This is a genomic window from Actinomadura sp. NPDC048032, from assembly GCF_040653175.1.
Taxonomy (GTDB): domain Bacteria; phylum Actinomycetota; class Actinomycetes; order Streptosporangiales; family Streptosporangiaceae; genus Spirillospora; species Spirillospora verrucosospora.
This window is the reverse complement of sequence record NZ_JBEZJP010000061.1, coordinates 11,986-27,527: the sequence shown is the minus strand read 5'-3', so window position 1 is coordinate 27,527 and position 15,542 is coordinate 11,986. Positions and strand designations below refer to the sequence as shown.

At 72.2% G+C, this 15,542-nt stretch carries 14 protein-coding genes; 12 read left to right on the top strand and 2 right to left on the bottom strand.

Annotated features, from left to right (window positions below):
- Positions 1-1,006: pyridoxal phosphate-dependent aminotransferase (locus AB0C69_RS11600; RefSeq protein WP_360352713.1), on the bottom strand; the 1,006-nt coding region annotated here is incomplete at its 3' end.
- Here AB0C69_RS11600 and ssd point away from each other — a divergent pair.
- From ssd to AB0C69_RS11555, 9 genes are all read left to right on the top strand, one after another.
- Positions 969-2,039 (top strand): septum site-determining protein Ssd, encoded by a 1,071-nt coding sequence (gene ssd / locus AB0C69_RS11595; RefSeq protein WP_360352715.1) that lies wholly within the window; start codon positions 969-971, stop codon positions 2,037-2,039. The genes AB0C69_RS11600 and ssd overlap by 38 nt on opposite strands.
- Positions 2,036-3,289: a TadA family conjugal transfer-associated ATPase gene (locus AB0C69_RS11590; RefSeq protein ID WP_360352711.1), complete on the top strand. Its 1,254-nt coding sequence runs from the start codon at positions 2,036-2,038 to the stop codon at positions 3,287-3,289. Before ssd ends, AB0C69_RS11590 begins: the two co-directional genes overlap by 4 nt.
- 152 nt (positions 3,290-3,441) lie before the next feature.
- Complete coding sequence (locus AB0C69_RS11585) at positions 3,442-4,137, top strand: type II secretion system F family protein (protein WP_360352709.1); 696 nt, start codon at positions 3,442-3,444, stop codon at positions 4,135-4,137.
- Between the two features lie 317 nt (positions 4,138-4,454).
- Complete coding sequence (locus AB0C69_RS11580; protein WP_360352707.1) at positions 4,455-5,039, top strand: type II secretion system F family protein; 585 nt, start codon at positions 4,455-4,457, stop codon at positions 5,037-5,039.
- A gap of 86 nt (positions 5,040-5,125) precedes the next feature.
- Entirely contained in the window at positions 5,126-5,320 is a 195-nt protein-coding gene (locus AB0C69_RS11575) for a DUF4244 domain-containing protein (RefSeq protein WP_173394687.1), read from the top strand.
- Between the two features lie 11 nt (positions 5,321-5,331).
- A complete protein-coding gene (locus AB0C69_RS11570) occupies positions 5,332-5,676 on the top strand; it encodes a TadE family type IV pilus minor pilin (protein ID WP_360352705.1) in 345 nt (114 codons plus the stop codon).
- Positions 5,677-5,784: 108 nt separating this feature from the next.
- On the top strand, positions 5,785-6,465 hold the full coding sequence (locus tag AB0C69_RS11565; RefSeq protein WP_360352703.1) for an Rv3654c family TadE-like protein: 681 nt from the start codon (positions 5,785-5,787) through the stop codon (positions 6,463-6,465).
- A 161-nt stretch (positions 6,466-6,626) separates the two neighbouring features.
- On the top strand, positions 6,627-7,892 hold the full coding sequence (locus AB0C69_RS11560; protein WP_353831864.1) for a hypothetical protein: 1,266 nt from the start codon (positions 6,627-6,629) through the stop codon (positions 7,890-7,892).
- Positions 7,893-8,142: 250 nt separating this feature from the next.
- Positions 8,143-8,514 carry a hypothetical protein gene (locus tag AB0C69_RS11555; protein ID WP_353831863.1) on the top strand — a complete coding sequence of 124 codons (372 nt, stop codon included), beginning with the start codon at positions 8,143-8,145 and terminating at the stop codon, positions 8,512-8,514.
- A gap of 5 nt (positions 8,515-8,519) precedes the next feature.
- Here AB0C69_RS11555 and AB0C69_RS11550 read toward each other — a convergent pair whose 3' ends face one another.
- Entirely contained in the window at positions 8,520-10,829 is a 2,310-nt protein-coding gene (locus tag AB0C69_RS11550) for a DEAD/DEAH box helicase (protein WP_360352700.1), read from the bottom strand.
- A 247-nt stretch (positions 10,830-11,076) separates the two neighbouring features.
- On the opposite strand from AB0C69_RS11550, the gene AB0C69_RS11545 reads away from it, so the two are divergent.
- The 3 genes from AB0C69_RS11545 to AB0C69_RS11535 all read left to right on the top strand — a co-directional run bounded on the left by AB0C69_RS11545 (position 11,077) and on the right by AB0C69_RS11535 (position 15,413).
- Positions 11,077-11,430, top strand: a complete 354-nt coding sequence (locus tag AB0C69_RS11545; RefSeq protein ID WP_021597910.1) for an STAS domain-containing protein — start codon at positions 11,077-11,079, stop codon at positions 11,428-11,430.
- 16 nt (positions 11,431-11,446) lie between these two features.
- Positions 11,447-11,896 carry an ATP-binding protein gene (locus AB0C69_RS11540; protein ID WP_360352697.1) on the top strand — a complete coding sequence of 150 codons (450 nt, stop codon included), beginning with the start codon at positions 11,447-11,449 and terminating at the stop codon, positions 11,894-11,896.
- Between the two features lie 991 nt (positions 11,897-12,887).
- On the top strand, positions 12,888-15,413 hold the full coding sequence (locus AB0C69_RS11535) for a sodium-translocating pyrophosphatase (protein ID WP_360352695.1): 2,526 nt from the start codon (positions 12,888-12,890) through the stop codon (positions 15,411-15,413).
- Positions 15,414-15,542: the final 129 nt, after the last annotated feature.

Sequence of the window (15,542 nt, the reverse complement as noted above, 5' to 3'; positions counted from 1 at the left end):
GCCGGGGCTCACCGGCGCGCGTCGCGACGCATCCGCCGTCCGCGCGATCGATGGGCCCCATTCTGGAAGGGGTCGCCTCCAGCTTGTCCCGCATCGGGCCGAAGTCGGGATAGAGGTAGAAGGCCGCTTCCGGACGCACGACCCGCGCGCCGGCCGCGGCGAACCGGTCGGCGACCGCGCCGGCGACGGCGCCGTGCAGGCGCCTGCTGCGGTCGACGTGCTCGACCAGCTCCGGCGGCTCGGCGAACGCGAACGCGGCGGCGTGCTGCATCGGGGCCGGAGCGCTGGACCAGATCTCGCTGGCCACCCCGAGCAGGCTGTCGCGCAGCGCCCGGCCGAACGGCCCGTCCGGCAGCCGCGCTACCCCGATCCGCCATCCGCCGGCCGCCAGGCTCTTGCTCAGCGCGGTCGTCACGACGGTCCGCTCGGGGGCGTACCGCGCCGGGCTCGGCACCGTCGTGCCGGGCACGTGCACCAGGTCGCGGTAGATCTCGTCGGAGATGACGACCAGGTCCTGTTCGCGCGCGACCGCGCACAGCCGCCGCACGGTGGCCTCGGAGGCGATGGTCCCGGTCGGGTTGTCCGGGAGCGTCACCACGACGGCCCGCACGTCGCGGCCCCGGGCGCGGGCCCGCACCACCGCGTCGGCCAGCAGCGCCGGGCTCGGGACGCCGCCCTCGCCGGGAGGCGTCGCCACCCGGATCGGCTCCACGCCCGCCAGCGACGCCTGCGCCGCGTAGCTCACCCAGCTCGGGGCCGCCACGACGACGTCGCCGCCCAGCGCGGTCAGCAGGGCGAACAGCAGCGGCTTGCTGCCGGGGCCCGCGACGACCGCGGCGGGGTCGGTGGGCAGCCCGCGGCGGGCCCAGTATCCGGCCGCGGCGGCGCGCAGCGCGGCGCTCCCGGCCACCGGGCCGTAACCCCCCTGGCCCGCGGCGGAGCCGAGCTCGCGGGTCAGGGCCGGATGTATCGGTATCCCGGCTTCTCCGAAGCCGAGGGGGAGCACGCGCTCCCCCCTCCTGCGCCTCGCCGCGGCCGCCGACGCCCACGCCGAGGTCGCCTACGGCGCCGACGAGGCCAGACCCGCCTGGGCCTGGCCCTCCCTCATCCTCGTGGGCGCCGACGTCGCCGAGGAGGTCGCCGCCGCCGGCCTCCAGCGCCGCCCGGGCGTCGTCCTCGTCAGCGGCGGCGCCGCCCCCGACGCCTACCGCCTGGCCGTGGAGGCCGGCGCCCAGGACGTCGTCGCCCTCCCCGACCACGAGGACTGGCTGATCGACGCCTTCGCCGCCGCCTGCGAGCCCGAGGGCGGCTGGGCCACCGCCCTCTGCGTCGTCGGCGCCCGCGGCGGCGCCGGGGCCAGCGTCCTCGCGACCGCGCTCGGCCTCCGCGCGGCGGGCACGGGCCTGCGCACCCTCCTCGTCGACGCCGACCCGTTCGGCGGCGGCGTCGACCTCCTCCTCGGCCTGGAGTCGCACGAGGGCGTCCGCTGGCCCGACCTGGCCGAACGCCGCGGCCGCCTCAGCACCGCGACCCTCCGCGAGACCCTGCCCGGCACGGGCGACCTGTCCGTCCTGTCCTGGCGGCGCGGCGAACCCGTCCCGGTCTCCGAGGAGGCCGTCCGCTCCCTGTTCGACGCCGCCGCCCGCGGATTCGACCTGGTCGTCGCGGACGTCCCCCGCCACCCCGGCGACCTCGGCCGCGCGGCCCTGCGCGCCGCCGCCGTCACGTTCCTCCTCGTCCCGGCCGAGGTCCGCGCCACCGTGGCGGCCGACGGCCTCGCCGCCGCCCTCCGCCGCGACACCGCCGACCTGCGCCTCGTCGTCCAGGGCCCCGCCCCGGGCGGCATCACCCCCGACGCCGTCGCGGGCGTCCTCGGCCTTCCGTTCGCCGGCTCCTTCGACCGCGACCGCCGCCTCCCCACCGCCATCGACTCCGGCGACCTCGAACGCGCGTGCCGCCGCGGCCCCCTCGCCGACTTCTGCGCCACCGTCCTCGCCGACCTCGCCCTCCAGCCCTACGCCTACCGGGAGGCGGCATGACCGGCCTCTCCGACGCCGTCCGCGACCGGCTCGCCCACACGGGCGGCGAGGCCACCACCGGCCGCGTCGCCGCCGCGCTCCGCGCCGAGGAGCGCCTGCTGGGCGACCGCGAAGTCCTGGCCCTGGCCGACGAGTTACGCGCCGAGTTCGTCGGCGCCGGCCCCCTGGAGCCCCTGCTGCGCTCGCCTGACGTCACCGACGTCCTGGTGAACGGCCCCGACGAGGTCTGGATCGACACCGGCTCCGGCCTGGTCCGCACCGCGGTGCGCTTCCCGGACGAGGCGACCCTCCGCCGCCTGGCCCAGCGCCTCACCGCCGCCGCGGGCCGCCGCCTCGACGACGCCTCCCCCTACGCCGACGCCCGCCTCCCCGGCGGCGTCCGCCTGCACGCCGTCCTCCCACCGGTGGCCGCGACCGGCACCTGCCTGTCCCTGCGCCTCCCTCGCCGCCGCGCCTTCACGCTCGACGAACTGGTCGCGGCCCACACCGTCCCGCCCGAGGGCGCCGACCTGCTGGCCGCCCTGATCGCGTCCCGAGCGGCCTTCCTGATCAGCGGCGGCACCGGCACAGGCAAGACCACCCTGCTCAGCGGCCTGCTGTCCCTGGCGGACCCGTCCGAGCGCCTCCTCCTGGTAGAAGACTCCGCCGAACTGAAGCCCACCCACCCCCACGTCGTCAGGCTGGAGGCACGCCCGCCCAACACCGAGGGCGCCGGCGGCGTGACCCTGAACGACCTGGTCCGCCAAGCCCTCCGCATGCGCCCCGACCGCCTGGTGGTGGGCGAGGTGAGAGGCCCCGAAGTCGCGGTCCTCCTCCAGGCCCTCAACACGGGCCACGAAGGAGGCTGCGGCACCCTCCACGCCAACACCGCGGCCGACGTCCCCGCCCGCATCGAGGCCCTGGCCTGCGCGGCGGGCCTGACCCGAGAGGCCGTCCACAGCCAGTTGGCCGCCGCGTTGGACATCATCGTCCACCTGGTCCGCGACCCCGGCGGAGGCCGCCGCCGAGTAGCCGAGATCTGCCTTCTCCAACGAGCTCCGAACGGCCTGGTAGGCGTGGTCCCCGCGATCTCCTTCACCGCCTCCGGCGAGACGATCCCCGCCGCAGGCGCAACCGAACTGACCACCCGCCTGAAACCCACCAGCAATGCCCGCGCCCACCCCTACACCCAAGAAGCCCCCACCCCAAGCCCCACCACTGGCGGCCCCCCTCTGCACGGCCGCTTGGACGTGCCGAACACCCGCCCCTGACCCCTCCCGCCTGACCCATTACGAGGCGCCCAATGTCGATCGCCCGCCCCCTCCTCAGCGCCGCCGCACGGACGTGCCGGAGCCCCCCGCCACCTCCGGCCTGATCCGCACCTCGAATACCAGCCCCCGCTCTCCCGCCTGCGAGGTGACTGATGTTGATCGTCCTCGCCGCCTTCTGTGCGGCGGCTGCTGTGTGGACCTACTTGGCGCCCACTCCAGCGGCCCATCGCCTCGACCGCCTGGGCGCGGCACCACCGGGCGACCCGCTGCGTCCGCTGCGCATCAGACTGGAGACCTTCAGGGAACGTCGGACGCTGCCGCAGCGCCGTCGAAGCTCGATCATCGAGCTTTGCGATGCCATGGCCGCCGAGCTGGCCGCCGGCCGGACCCCCGACGAAGCCTTCACGGCAGCGGCCGCCGTCCTCGACCCGCACGTCTCGAAAGAACTGCTCGACCTGCCTCGTCCTCCCCCGGACCATCTGGACGAACTGGCGACGCAGCCAGGAGCCGAAGGTCTTCGTCTTCTGGCGGCCTGCTGGCGCGTCGGCTCCGAACGCGGCGGCACCTTGGCCACCGTCCTGGACGGCCTGGCCGGCGCCCTCCGCGATGAGGAGGCCCAACGCCAGGACGTGTCCGTCCAACTAGCCGGCCCCCGAGCCACGGCGCGCCTCCTGGCCGCCCTCCCGATCTTGGGCTTGGCCATGGCCGCCGCTCTGGGCGCCCACCCCATTCCGTTCCTCTGCACCACCCTTCCTGGCCTCGCCTGCCTGATCACAGGCACGGCCCTCAACGCCACCGGCCTCTACTGGACCCGCCGCCTAGCCAAATCCGCCGAATCACCCCTCTGACCGAGGGACCACCCCCTGGAAAGCCGCCATGACCGGCCCGAGATCCGTATGGAGCAGGTGAAGTGATGACGACCCTCATGGTCATGCTCTGCGCCGCAGCATCGGGCTTCCTCTTTCCCCAGGGGATCGACGCCTCCACGCGGAGGCTGGTCGGTCAGTTCGGAGGACCTTCCCCGAGGCATGCAGCTCCCAGACGACGGTTCGCGTGGGCGGCAGGTCACGCTCGCCCACGGGGAACGCCCGTCCCAGCCTCGGGGGTAAAGGAGCGAGACGGGCCATCCGAGGCGTCCGGGCACCGCGACGTCATCCTTCGGCGGGTGGCCGCAGGCGTAGCGGGAGCGTTGTGCGTGGTGCTGCTGGGCGGCCTGGCCGGTGGAGTGATCGGCGTGCTGGTCGCCGCGGGCGTCTGGCTGTCCTTCAGCCGCCTCGGCAGTGGGGAGCGCCGCCGCAGACGGGCACGACTCATCGCCGATCTCCCCGTCGCGGTCGATCTCCTCGCCGCCTGCCTGCGCGGCGGCGCCCCCTGGCACGAGGCGGTCGAAGCGGTCGCGGGCGCGGTGGGAGGCCCGCTCGGCGAGGAGCTGCACGCCGTGTCCGTCCAGATCAGGCTGGGGGCCGACCCCGCAGAGGCCTGGCCGGTCCTGGCGGAGGAGCCGATGCTCGCGCCCTTGGCGCGTGCGGCCGTGCGGGCGGCGTCGACGGGTGCGGCACTGGCCCCGTCCCTCGGCCGCCTCGCCCGCGACCAGCGCCGCGTGGCACGTGCGGCAGCCGCCGCCAGGGCGCGATCGGCGGGCATCCGGGCACTCGCTCCGCTCGGCCTGTGCTTCCTTCCCGCCTTCGTCCTCCTCGGAGTCGTCCCGGCCATCGCCGGGATCGCCTCGACGATCCTCCTGCCCTGGTGAGCGGGTTATCCACAGAATGCGGTTCGCCCGTCACCCGGCTTCTCCGCGGAGCAGCCTGGTACCGACCTCGAGCGAAAGGAGCCCTGATGAGGGCATGGAAGACGGTGGTGCGGCGATGGTCCGGCACGTGCAAGGACCGCGGGATGTCCACAGCCGAGTACGCGGTCGGCACCATCGCCGCGGCGGCCTTCGCGGGCCTGCTGTTCAAGATCGTGACCAGTCCCCAGGTGAAGACGATGCTCTTACGGATCATCGAGAAGGCACTCAATCTGGCCGGCTGAGGGATCGCGGGATGGCCACGGCGGAGATCGCCGTGGCCCTCCCCTCCCTGGTGCTGGTCACCGCGATCGCGCTGTGGGGCGTGAAAGCGGCGTCCGTGCAGCTCGCCTGTACGGACGCTGCCCGAAGCGGCGCCCGGGCGGCGGCCAGAGGCGAGTCCCTCAGCGCGGTCCGCGAGCTGGTGGAGAGCGGCGTCCCCAAGGAGGCGACCGTCCGGCTCCACCGCGACGGAGCCACCGTCCGTGTCGACATCTCGGCCCCCGTAGCCCCCGCCGCCGCGATCGGCCTACCGGCCGTCACCGTCCACGCCCACGCGGCCGCCGAAACAGAACCCAGCGCCCCACCGGTGACCCCATGAGCACGAATACGGCACTAACAGGCGGGTGGAAGCAGCAAAACCGCGCAAAGGACGGAGCGATGACCGGGAGCGATGACCGGGAGCGATGACCGGGAGCGATGACCGGGAGTGGTGGCCAGGGAGCGGTGGTCAGAGAGGGGTGGTCAGAGAGGGGTGGCCAGGGAGGGGCGATCAGGGAGGGACGGCCCGGGAGCGGTGGTCAGGGGAGGGCTGGCCAGGGAGGAGTGGCCAGGGAGGGTGGTTGGGGAGCGGGGGCCAGGAAGAGGGGGCAGGGGGGTGGTCAGGGAGGGGTGGTCAGGGGCGGGCGGAGGAGGAGGGCAGTGGGGGCAGGCAGTGGGGGCAGGCAGCGGGGGCGCCGGTGGGGGTGAGGGTGTGGGACGGCGGGTGAAGGTGAGGGGCGGGGATCGGGGGTCCGGGACGGTCTGGGTGTTGGGGTTCGCAGTGCTCGTCTGGGTGGTGGGGGTGGCGGCGGTGCTGGTCGGCGGGGTTCGGGGAGCGCGGCATCGGGGGGAGGCGGCGGCCGACATGGCGGCACTCGCGGGCGCGGCGCGAGTCGTCGATGGGGGCAGGTCCGCCTGCGCGAGGGCCAGGGAGATCGCGGTCGGGTCGGGGGCGCGGATGGTGCGGTGCCGGGTGCGGGGTGAGACCGTCGACGTCTCGGTGGCTGTCGAAGTCCCGATGCTCATGGGGCTGAAGGGGCGGCGGATCGTTTCTCGGGCGAGGGCTGGCCCTGTGGAGCGGGACGGCGTACCCTGGCGCCACATGTCTCGTTGCACTGAGTGTCAATAGAGGCCGGGGAGGGTGCGGAGAATGAAAACACGTTCCTCTTTGTCATCCCCCTGTGACTTTTGCTACCCGGTGGTACGTTACGCTGCCGTAAGCCCGTAGTTATCGTCAGGTGCGGTGCGCCCGGCGGAAGACCGGCGCGAGCTGTCGAAGGGATTGAGGCCGTGACCATCATTCGCAGGATCGGTGCGATCGCGCTCGCGGCACCCCTTGCGATGAGCTTCCCGGTACTCGCCGCCCTGCCCGCGCAGGCGGCCTCGACCAGCGTCATCACCCCGGCGGACGGCGCCGTCATCAGCAGCGGGTCCCAGGTGACCGCGAAGGCGCACTTCGACTTCGCGATCACGATGCAGCTCCGGGTGGACGGCCCCGGGATAGGCGACACGTTCCTCCAGGAGAAGGGCCTCTCCGGCGATATGTCCGGAACCTTCTCGATCAACCGGAATGGTCGCTACAAGGTCTACCTGCTCGGCAAGCAGACCAACCACGTCTACGACTCCAACACCTTCACCGTGCGCATCGCGCCGGCCGCGCCGACCGGCGTGTCCGCCAGCGCGTCCGGCGGCAAGCTCGTCGTGAAGTGGAACCGCGGCCTCGAAGACGACCTCACCGGCTACGCGCTCGCCGGTTCGGGCGTGAAGTCCAAGTCCGGCTCGCTGAACTCCCTCTGCTCGGGAACGAACTGCTCCGCCACCCTGTCGCTGACCAGGTCCACTGGCGCGGCGTCCGTGGGCGTCAAGGCGATTCGGTCCACGGGCACGGGCGGCTCGCTCTACTCAGGCATCGCATCGGCGACCGCCTCGCTGGGAGGCGGGACCGGTTCCGCCCCGGGCAGCGGTTCGGTGCCGTCCCTGCCGTCCGGCGGTTCCGGGGTCCCCAGCACCGGGACGCCGCTGACCCCGTTCAACAACAACTCGCCGGTCACCCTCCCGTCCGTCCAGCCGGACGGCGCGACGCCCGGGTTCACCTACCCCGCGCCGCAGATCGCCACCGACTCGCCGAAGGCCCAGAACATCGCGGCGACCGACCGGCTCCAGTGGGGCAAGAGCGTCGGCATCGCGCTGGTCCTGCTGATCGTCGCCGCCCACCTCGGGACCTGGACGCGCCGCCTGCGCGTCGCCCAGGCGGGCACGAGCAGCAACGGCATGGCGGCCCGCATCGCACGCAGCGGCACCGGCCGCAGGCGGGTGAGCAAGTCGCGCGAGCAGATCGCGCGCGCCGAGGCTCTCGCCAAGACCGCGCCAGTGGTGGCGGCCGGAGCCAAGGGGGCGCGCTCCTCGAAGCGGGCGACCCGCACGGCCGTCCTCGACTCGAAGCCGAAGGCCGGCCGCCGTCCCGCGACCCTCGGCAAGCCCTCCGGCGGAGTGAACGTCCGCCTCGCCGACTCCGGCACGAAGACGAAGCCCAAGCGCGGCCGCCGCCGCAAGTAGCTTCTCTCGACCACCGGACCCGGCTGGGCCCGTCCGTCCGGCCCGCTTTGCTTGCGTGTTGGGGGTGTGGTTTCTGCGGCGGTGGGTGGGGTTTGGTGGGCGGGAGTTGGTGGTGGGGCTGGCGGGGGGTCGGGGCAAGGTCTAGGCTGCCTTGCCAGTCGGATCGTCTGGCTTGTCCGGCAATGCGGTCCGTCGTCCGAGACCTCGGCCCCGTCCTGCACAGGGGCCCGATGGAGAGGGGACCCTCCGCATGATCTTCCTGGGACTGCTCGTCGCGCTCGCCGCCGGAGCGGTCGGCGTCGCCGTGGTGCTGGACAACCCGGACGCGGCCCAGCTGACCGTGTTCGGCGACGAGGTTCCCGGGGTCACCTCGCAGTGGCACGTCTTCATGGCCGGCGCCGTCGTCGCCATCGTGTTCATGGCGGGGATGATGGTCGCGTCGCTGGGGTTCCGGCGCACGATGAACATGCGGCGGGAGCTGCGGGATCTGCGGGACGAGCACGAGGAGTCCCTGCAGACGCTGGAGATGGAGCGGCGCAGGCTGCAGCAGGCGCTGGCTCAGGCCCGGCGCGGGATGGACGACCAAGCCTCCGTCCCCGCCCAGCGCGTCGCGCCCAACTGACTTCGCTACGCCGGTGCGTCGTGGAGGAGGACGGCCAGAAGGTCGAGGGCGCCGCGCTTGTCCAAGGGGTCGTTGCCGTTACCGCATTTGGGGGACTGGATGCAGGACGGGCAGCCTGAATCGCACTCGCAGGACGCGATGGCGTCGCGGGTAGCGCGTAGCCAGGCGGCGGCGTCGCCGTAGCCGCGCTCGGCGAACCCGGCGCCGCCTTCGTGGCCGTCGTAGACGAAGACCGTGAGCAACCCGGTATCGGGATGGACGGCGGTGGAGACGCCGCCGATGTCCCAGCGGTCGCACGTGGCGAACAAGGGGAGCAGACCGATCGAGGCGTGTTCGGCGGCGTGGGCGGCGCCTGCCAGGTCGAGGTCGTCCAGACGCGAGATCTGGGCTTCGGAGAGGGTCCACCATACGGCGCGGGTTCGGAGGGTCCGTGGCGGCAGGTCCAGGGGCTTCTCGCCGAGCATCTCCCCTGTCTGCAAGCGGCGCATCTGGTAGGCGACCACCTGGCGGGTGACTTCGACGGTTCCGAAGCTGAGGGTGGCCTCGCCCCAGGAGACCGAGCGGAGCCGCTCCACGATGCTGATGTCGGTGACGTCGCGGGCCGTGGTCGAGTAGTCGGGGTCGGCCGCCTCGACGAGCGCGACGGAGTCGTCCAGGTCGAGGGTCTGGACGATGAACGACTCGCCCTGGTGGATGTAGACGGCCCCGTCGTGGACGGTGGTGTGCGCAGACGGCTCGTCCACGGTGCCGAGGAGCCGTCCGGTGGACGCCTCGACGACCTGGATGGGGGCGCCGCCCGCGCCCCGGATGTCGGCGAGGTCGCAGGCCCTGTCGCGGCGCGTCCAGTACCAGCCGGCGGGACGGCGGCGCAGGAGACCGCGCCGCACCAGGTCCGGCAGGAGGTCGGCGGTCGCGGGCCCGAAGAGCGGGAGGTCGTCCTCGGTGAGCGGCATCTCGGACGCCGCCGCGCACAGGTGAGGTTCGAGCACGTAGGGGTTGTCGGGGTCGAGCACGGTGGCCTCGACCGGCGTCCCGAAGATCGCCTCGGGATGGTGGACGAGGAAGGTGTCGAGCGGGTCGTCGCGGGCCACCAGGACGGACAGGGCCGCCTGCCCGGAACGTCCGGCGCGTCCTGCCTGCTGCCAGAGGGACGCGCGGGTGCCCGGCCATCCGCACACCAGGACCGCGTCGAGCCCGGAGACGTCCACGCCGAGCTCCAGGGCGTTCGTGCTCGCCAGACCGATGATCGAGCGCGAGCGCAGCGCGGCCTCCAGGGCGCGCCGTTCCTCGGGCAGATACCCGGCCCGGTAGGCGGCGACCTGCTCGGCCAAGCCGGGGGCTACCTCGTGCAGAGCGCGCTTGGCGCTGAGCGCCACCGACTCTGCGCCGCGCCTGGATCGGACGAAGGCAAGTGTCTGGACGCCCTCGACGACAAGGTCTGCCAAGAGGTCACCGGCCTCAGCGGTGGCCGTACGGCGAACGGGCGCGCCTTGCTCACCGCGCAGGTCCGTCAGTGGCGGTTCCCACAGGGCGAACGTGGCGGGCCCCCGCGGCGAGGCATCCTCGTCCACGGCCACTACATCGAGACCGGTGAGACGGGACGCGGCCGTAGCGGGCTCCGACGCGGTGGCCGAAGCGAGGATGAACGTGGGCGACGCGTGGTAGCGCCCGCACACCCGGCGCAGGCGGCGCAGAACCTGAGCGACGTGCGACCCGAAGACCCCGCGGTACCCGTGGGCCTCGTCGATGACGACGTAACGGAGGCGGCGCAGAAAGGACGACCACCGGGCATGCCCGGGAAGGATCGACCTGTGCAGCATGTCTGGGTTGGTCATCACGTAGTTGGCGTGCTGCCGGACCCACGTCCGCTCGTCCTGCGGCGTGTCGCCGTCGTAGGTCGCCGCGCGGACCCGGGTGAGGCGCAGCGCGCGGAGAGCGCGGAGCTGGTCGGCGGCCAGGGCCTTGGTCGGCGAGAGATAGAGAACCGTCCCCTCGTGGCGAGGGTTCTCGTCGCCCGCGTAGATCGCCTCGACGCAGGGCAGCAGGTAGGCGAGCGACTTGCCGGACGCCGTCCCTGTGGCGATGATCACAGAGCGTCCGGCGCGGGCGTGCTCGGCCGCGGCGGACTGGTGCTCCCAGGGGGACTCGATGCCGGCGGCGGCCAGCCGCTCCACCAGCAGCGGCGGCGACCAGGAGGGCCACGCGGCCCGGCGCCCCTGACGTGCCGGAACGCTCTCCACATGGGTGATTCGTTCGCGTCGTCCGGGGTCGGCGAGCAGCCGGTCCAGGGGAGTTGAGGATCTTTGGGCGCCCATCAGGTTTTCAGTGTGCCAGCCGGGGCAAAACTACGGGAACGCCCCGGCGCCGGAGGGCCCGTTCCCCCTGCTCTGACCCTGAGATCAGCAGGTCAGACGGGATGGCGCGAACTTTCGCCCGTGTGGGCGATTACGCGCGTACACGACGCCGGAGCGTGGTTGAATCACGGCGAAGTCTCGGCGTTCGGCGCCCTGCCCATGGGGCCGGACGGCGAGATCGGATAGCTGCACGGCGCGTGGAGGATCTGTGGATCTGAAGGTTAACGACTACACCACCGACGATGGCCTCACCGTCATCAACGTGGAGGGCGAGATCGACGTCTACACGGCGCCGAAGCTTCGCGAGAAGCTCATCGACCTGGTGAACAAGGGCAAGTTCCACCTGCTCGTGGACATGGAGAAGGTGGAGTTCCTCGACTCGACCGGTCTCGGCGTCCTCGTCGGCGGGCTGAAGCGGGTGCGCGCCCACGACGGGTCGCTGGAGCTCGTGTGCACCCAGGAGCGCATCCTCAAGATCTTCCGGATCACGGGGCTGACCAAGGTCTTCGGCATCCACGACTCGATCGCCGAGGCCGAGGAGAAGCGCAAGGGCGCCAAGTAGGCGGCCCGCGACTCAGATGTCGACCGTTGAACTGTCCTTCAGCGCGCTGCCCGTCCACGTCCGGACCGCCCGGCTGATCGTCACCGCCGTCGCCCGTCGCAGCGGCGTCGCCGAACCGCTGCTGGACGAGGTCCGGCTCGCGGTCGCCGAAGCGTGCTCCCGGGCCGTGGAGGCGCACCGCCGGCACTGCCCGGACGAACCCGTCCGCCTCGAACTGCGCGGCGAGAAGGGCCGCTTCGAGGTGATCGTCAGCGACACCGTCCCCGGCGACCTCCCGCCGGAGGGGCTCCCCGCAGCCGCCGAGGACGAGGGAGCGGACGAGTTCGAGTACGGCCTGGGCGAGGGCACCGCTGAACTGGGTCTGGCCGTCATCGCCGGGCTCGCCGACGACGTGGAGATCACCAACACGCCGAAGGGGGTCCAGATACGGATGAGCTGGCCGGCCGAAGCCGAGGCGACCATCTAGACGCGCCCGCGCCACCGCGACCAAAGGCCCCGCCCCGGCGGGGCCTTTGTAATGCCCTTTTTCTCCTCCTTCGGGCCTGGCGGCCCTCCATCGTCGATAAAGGCGGGCGATCGCTGGCATCGCTCCGTCTCGCCTTGCGGCTCGCTGCGCGATCAGGTTCTCGCTTCGCTCGAACCTGCCTTCGGACGCGATCGCGGTTCCTCAGCTTGTCGCGTGGTTGCGGTGGTGGCTGAGGTTGTCGCGCCGGCTGTCACCGTGCCTTCGCCTCTTCCGGCCTGGGGGCCTCCAGCGTCGGGTGCCGCGGGCGATGGGGTGGCTTTGCTTCGGCTGGCTGCCGGATCAGGGTCTCCGCTTCGCTTGAGCCTGCTTCGGGTGCGGTTGCGGCAGTGCGCTTCTTCTGGGCTCTCTTTTGCGCTGCCTCCTGGTGCGGGGGTGCTGGCGCGTCCCGTCGATGCTGAGACGACCGATCTGCGGGTCTGGCCGGTCCCGGGGGTGGGCTGGTGATCTTCCGTCCGCTGTCCGCGGTGCCGCCGAGGTTGGTTACTGCGTGTGAGCGCGGTCGGGGACGGGTGGGGGCGGTGGGGTTCGGGGTGTGAGATTCTCTTGTGATCGTCGGATGTTGTCCCGATTTGGGTCTAGACATATTCCGTGTTAATGCTTAGCTTGAATGCGGACGCCGGTGGTCGTGCCGAGGTGCCGGTCATGCCCCGTGCCCGTCAAGGTATCGGCGGGGTAATGAATGGCTGGCCCGGTCTGACCTGGGACGATGCCGCCCGATCGGGCCAATGGGTCAATTTCTGGCGTATCGCGTGTTTCATTTCGGCGACATCTTCATGAAGGGCGTCGCGGCCTTAACATTCGACTTACGCGTGCGTAGACTCCCGGCACCCGCGTTGCCGTGCGAGGCGTTCGAAATCGTGACTCGTTGGGTACGCGGTAAAGATCGCTTTTATCTCGGTCGCGATCGCAACGCCCCTGTCGAGGAGGACGGATGCCCGGGTTTTCCCTGTCAGACCCGGCCAGCGCTGAAGTGGATCTCGGCGGCGGCGACCTTTCCCTGGTCGTCGTCGTCGCCGTGGTCGCACTGCTCGCACTGGCCGTCGCCGCGGGTCTCGTACGCGACGTCCTGGCCGCCGGCCAGGGCACCGCCAAGATGCAAGAGATCGCGCGCGCCGTTCAGGTGGGCGCGGGCGCCTATCTGAAACGCCAGTTCCGGACGGTCGCGATCTTCGTGGTCCTGATCCCGCTCGTCCTGCTGCTCCTGCCCGCCGACTCCACCGGCGAGCGGATCGGCCGGTCCGTCTTCTTCGTCATCGGGGCGATCTTCTCCGCCGTCACCGGGTTCACCGGGATGTGGCTGGCCGTCCGGGGCAACGTCCGGGTCGCCGCGGCCGCCCGCGAGGAGGGCGGCGAGAAGGTCGCGATGCGGATCGCCTTCCGCACCGGCGGCGTCGCGGGCATGTTCACCGTCGGGCTCGGCCTGTTCGGCGCCGCCGTCGTGGTCCTGGCCTACCAGGGCGACGCGCCGAAGGTGCTGGAGGGCTTCGGTTTCGGCGCCGCGCTGCTCGCCATGTTCATGCGGGTCGGCGGCGGCATCTTCACCAAGGCCGCCGACGTCGGCGCCGACCTGGTCGGCAAGGTCGAGCAGGGCATCCCCGAGGACGACCCGCGCAACGCGGCGACGATCGCCGACAACGTGGGCGACAACGTCGGCGACTGCGCCGGCATGGCCGCCGACCTGTTCGAGTCGTACGCGGTCATGCTCGTCGCGGCGCTGATCCTCGGCACCGCGGCGTTCGGGAACCAGGGCCTGGTGTTCCCGCTGATCGTGCCGATGATCGGCGTGATCACCGCGGTGATCGGCATCTTCGCGGTGGCGCCCCGCTCCGGCGACCGGTCCGGGATGACCGCGATCAACCGGGGCTTCTTCATCTCCGCCGCGATCTCGGCGGTCCTCGTCGCGGTCGCCGCGTTCGTGTACCTGCCCTCGTCCTTCGCGGAGCTGGACGGCGTCCGCGACAAGGCCATCGCCGGCCTGGACGCCGACCCGCGCTGGGTCGCGCTCGGCTCCGTCCTGATCGGCATCGTGCTCGCCAGCGCGATCCAGCTGCTCACCGGCTACTTCACCGAAACCAACCGCAAGCCGGTCAAGGAGGTCACCGACAGCGCCCGGACGGGTCCGGCCACCGTCATCCTGTCGGGCATCTCGCTCGGCCTGGAGTCCGCCGTCTACACCGCGCTGGTGATCGGCGCCGCCGTGTACGGGGCGTTCCTGCTCGGCTTCGGCAACACCACCGTCGCGCTGTTCGCGGTGGCGATGGCCGGCACCGGGCTGCTCACCACCGTCGGCGTGATCGTCTCGATGGACACCTTCGGGCCCGTCTCCGACAACGCCCAGGGCATCGCCGAGATGTCCGGGGACGTCCAGGGCGAGGCCGCCTCCGTGCTGGAGCGGCTGGACGCGGTCGGCAACACCACCAAGGCCATCACCAAGGGCATCGCGATCGCGACGGCGGTGCTCGCCGCGACCGCGCTGTTCGGCTCGTTCCGCACGACGGTGATCGCGGCGCTCGCCGGCGCGTCGAAGGACGCCAGGAACGCGATCGGCGCCGACTTCCTGAACTTCAACCTGTCGATCGCGAGCCCGAACGTGCTGATCGGGCTGATCATCGGCGCGGCCGTGGTGTTCATGTTCTCCGGCCTGGCGATCATGGCGGTGGGCCGCGCGGCCGGCCGGGTCGTGGTCGAGGTGCGCGAGCAGTTCCGCACCAAGCCCGGGATCATGGACTACACCGAGAAGCCCGACTACGACCGGGTCGTGGACATCTGCACCCGGGACGCGCAGCGCGAGCTCGCCACCCCGGGCCTGCTGGCCATCATGACGCCGATCGCGGTCGGCTTCGCTCTCGGGTACGCGCCCCTCGGCGCCTATCTCGGCGGCGCCATCGCGGCGGGCGTGCTGATGGCGGTGTTCCTCGCCAACTCCGGCGGCGCGTGGGACAACGCGAAGAAGCTCGTCGAGGAGGGCCACCTCGGCGGCAAGGGCAGCGAGGCGCACGAGGCCACGATCATCGGCGACACGGTCGGCGACCCGTTCAAGGACACCGCCGGCCCCGCCATCAACCCACTGATCAAGGTGATGAACCTGGTCGCGCTGCTGATCGCGGACGCGGTGGTGACCTACGCGGGCAACACGCTGCTGCGCGTCGGCGTCACCGTGTTCTCCGTCGCTGTCGTCGTCGCGGCGATCGTGATCTCCAAGCGGCGCGCCGACCCGATCGGGGAGTCGTCCTCCGACCCCGCCGTCGAGGGAGGCAGGCCGGGGCCGGACGCCGCGAAGAGCGGCGAGGCCGCGGGGGCGCTGGACAAAGGAGCGCCGGAGGAGGCCAAGGTCGGCGCCGAAGGCGCCGCGGGGGGCGCGGGGGGTCGACCCCCCTCGAACAGCGGCGTAGGGGCCGACTCGGCCGGGGCCAAGGCCGAGCCGGACGCCGAGGAGTCGTCCGCGGGCAAGTCCTGACCGTCTGAACGCGAAGGGCCGGCGGCTTTGTGCCACCGGCCCTTCCGCGTTTTCCCGGGGGCCCGTCCGACCACTCCGGGCCCGGTCGTACGCTGTCCGGGAGGGACGGGACGTCCCGCCCTCGACCCA

What these genes read in the sequence shown, in the direction of transcription:
- AB0C69_RS11585 (WP_360352709.1), top strand. Translation starts at nt 3,442, where the DNA reads ATGTTGATCGTCCTCGCCGCCTTCTGTGCGGCGGCTGCTGTGTGGACC.
- AB0C69_RS11555 (WP_353831863.1), top strand. Translation starts at nt 8,143, where the DNA reads ATGATCTTCCTGGGACTGCTCGTCGCGCTCGCCGCCGGAGCGGTCGGC.
- AB0C69_RS11575 (WP_173394687.1), top strand. Translation starts at nt 5,126, where the DNA reads ATGAGGGCATGGAAGACGGTGGTGCGGCGATGGTCCGGCACGTGCAAG.
- AB0C69_RS11570 (WP_360352705.1), top strand. Translation starts at nt 5,332, where the DNA reads ATGGCCACGGCGGAGATCGCCGTGGCCCTCCCCTCCCTGGTGCTGGTC.
- AB0C69_RS11550 (WP_360352700.1), bottom strand. Translation starts at nt 10,829, where the DNA reads ATGGGCGCCCAAAGATCCTCAACTCCCCTGGACCGGCTGCTCGCCGAC.
- AB0C69_RS11590 (WP_360352711.1), top strand. Translation starts at nt 2,036, where the DNA reads ATGACCGGCCTCTCCGACGCCGTCCGCGACCGGCTCGCCCACACGGGC.
- AB0C69_RS11540 (WP_360352697.1), top strand. Translation starts at nt 11,447, where the DNA reads ATGTCGACCGTTGAACTGTCCTTCAGCGCGCTGCCCGTCCACGTCCGG.
- AB0C69_RS11535 (WP_360352695.1), top strand. Translation starts at nt 12,888, where the DNA reads ATGCCCGGGTTTTCCCTGTCAGACCCGGCCAGCGCTGAAGTGGATCTC.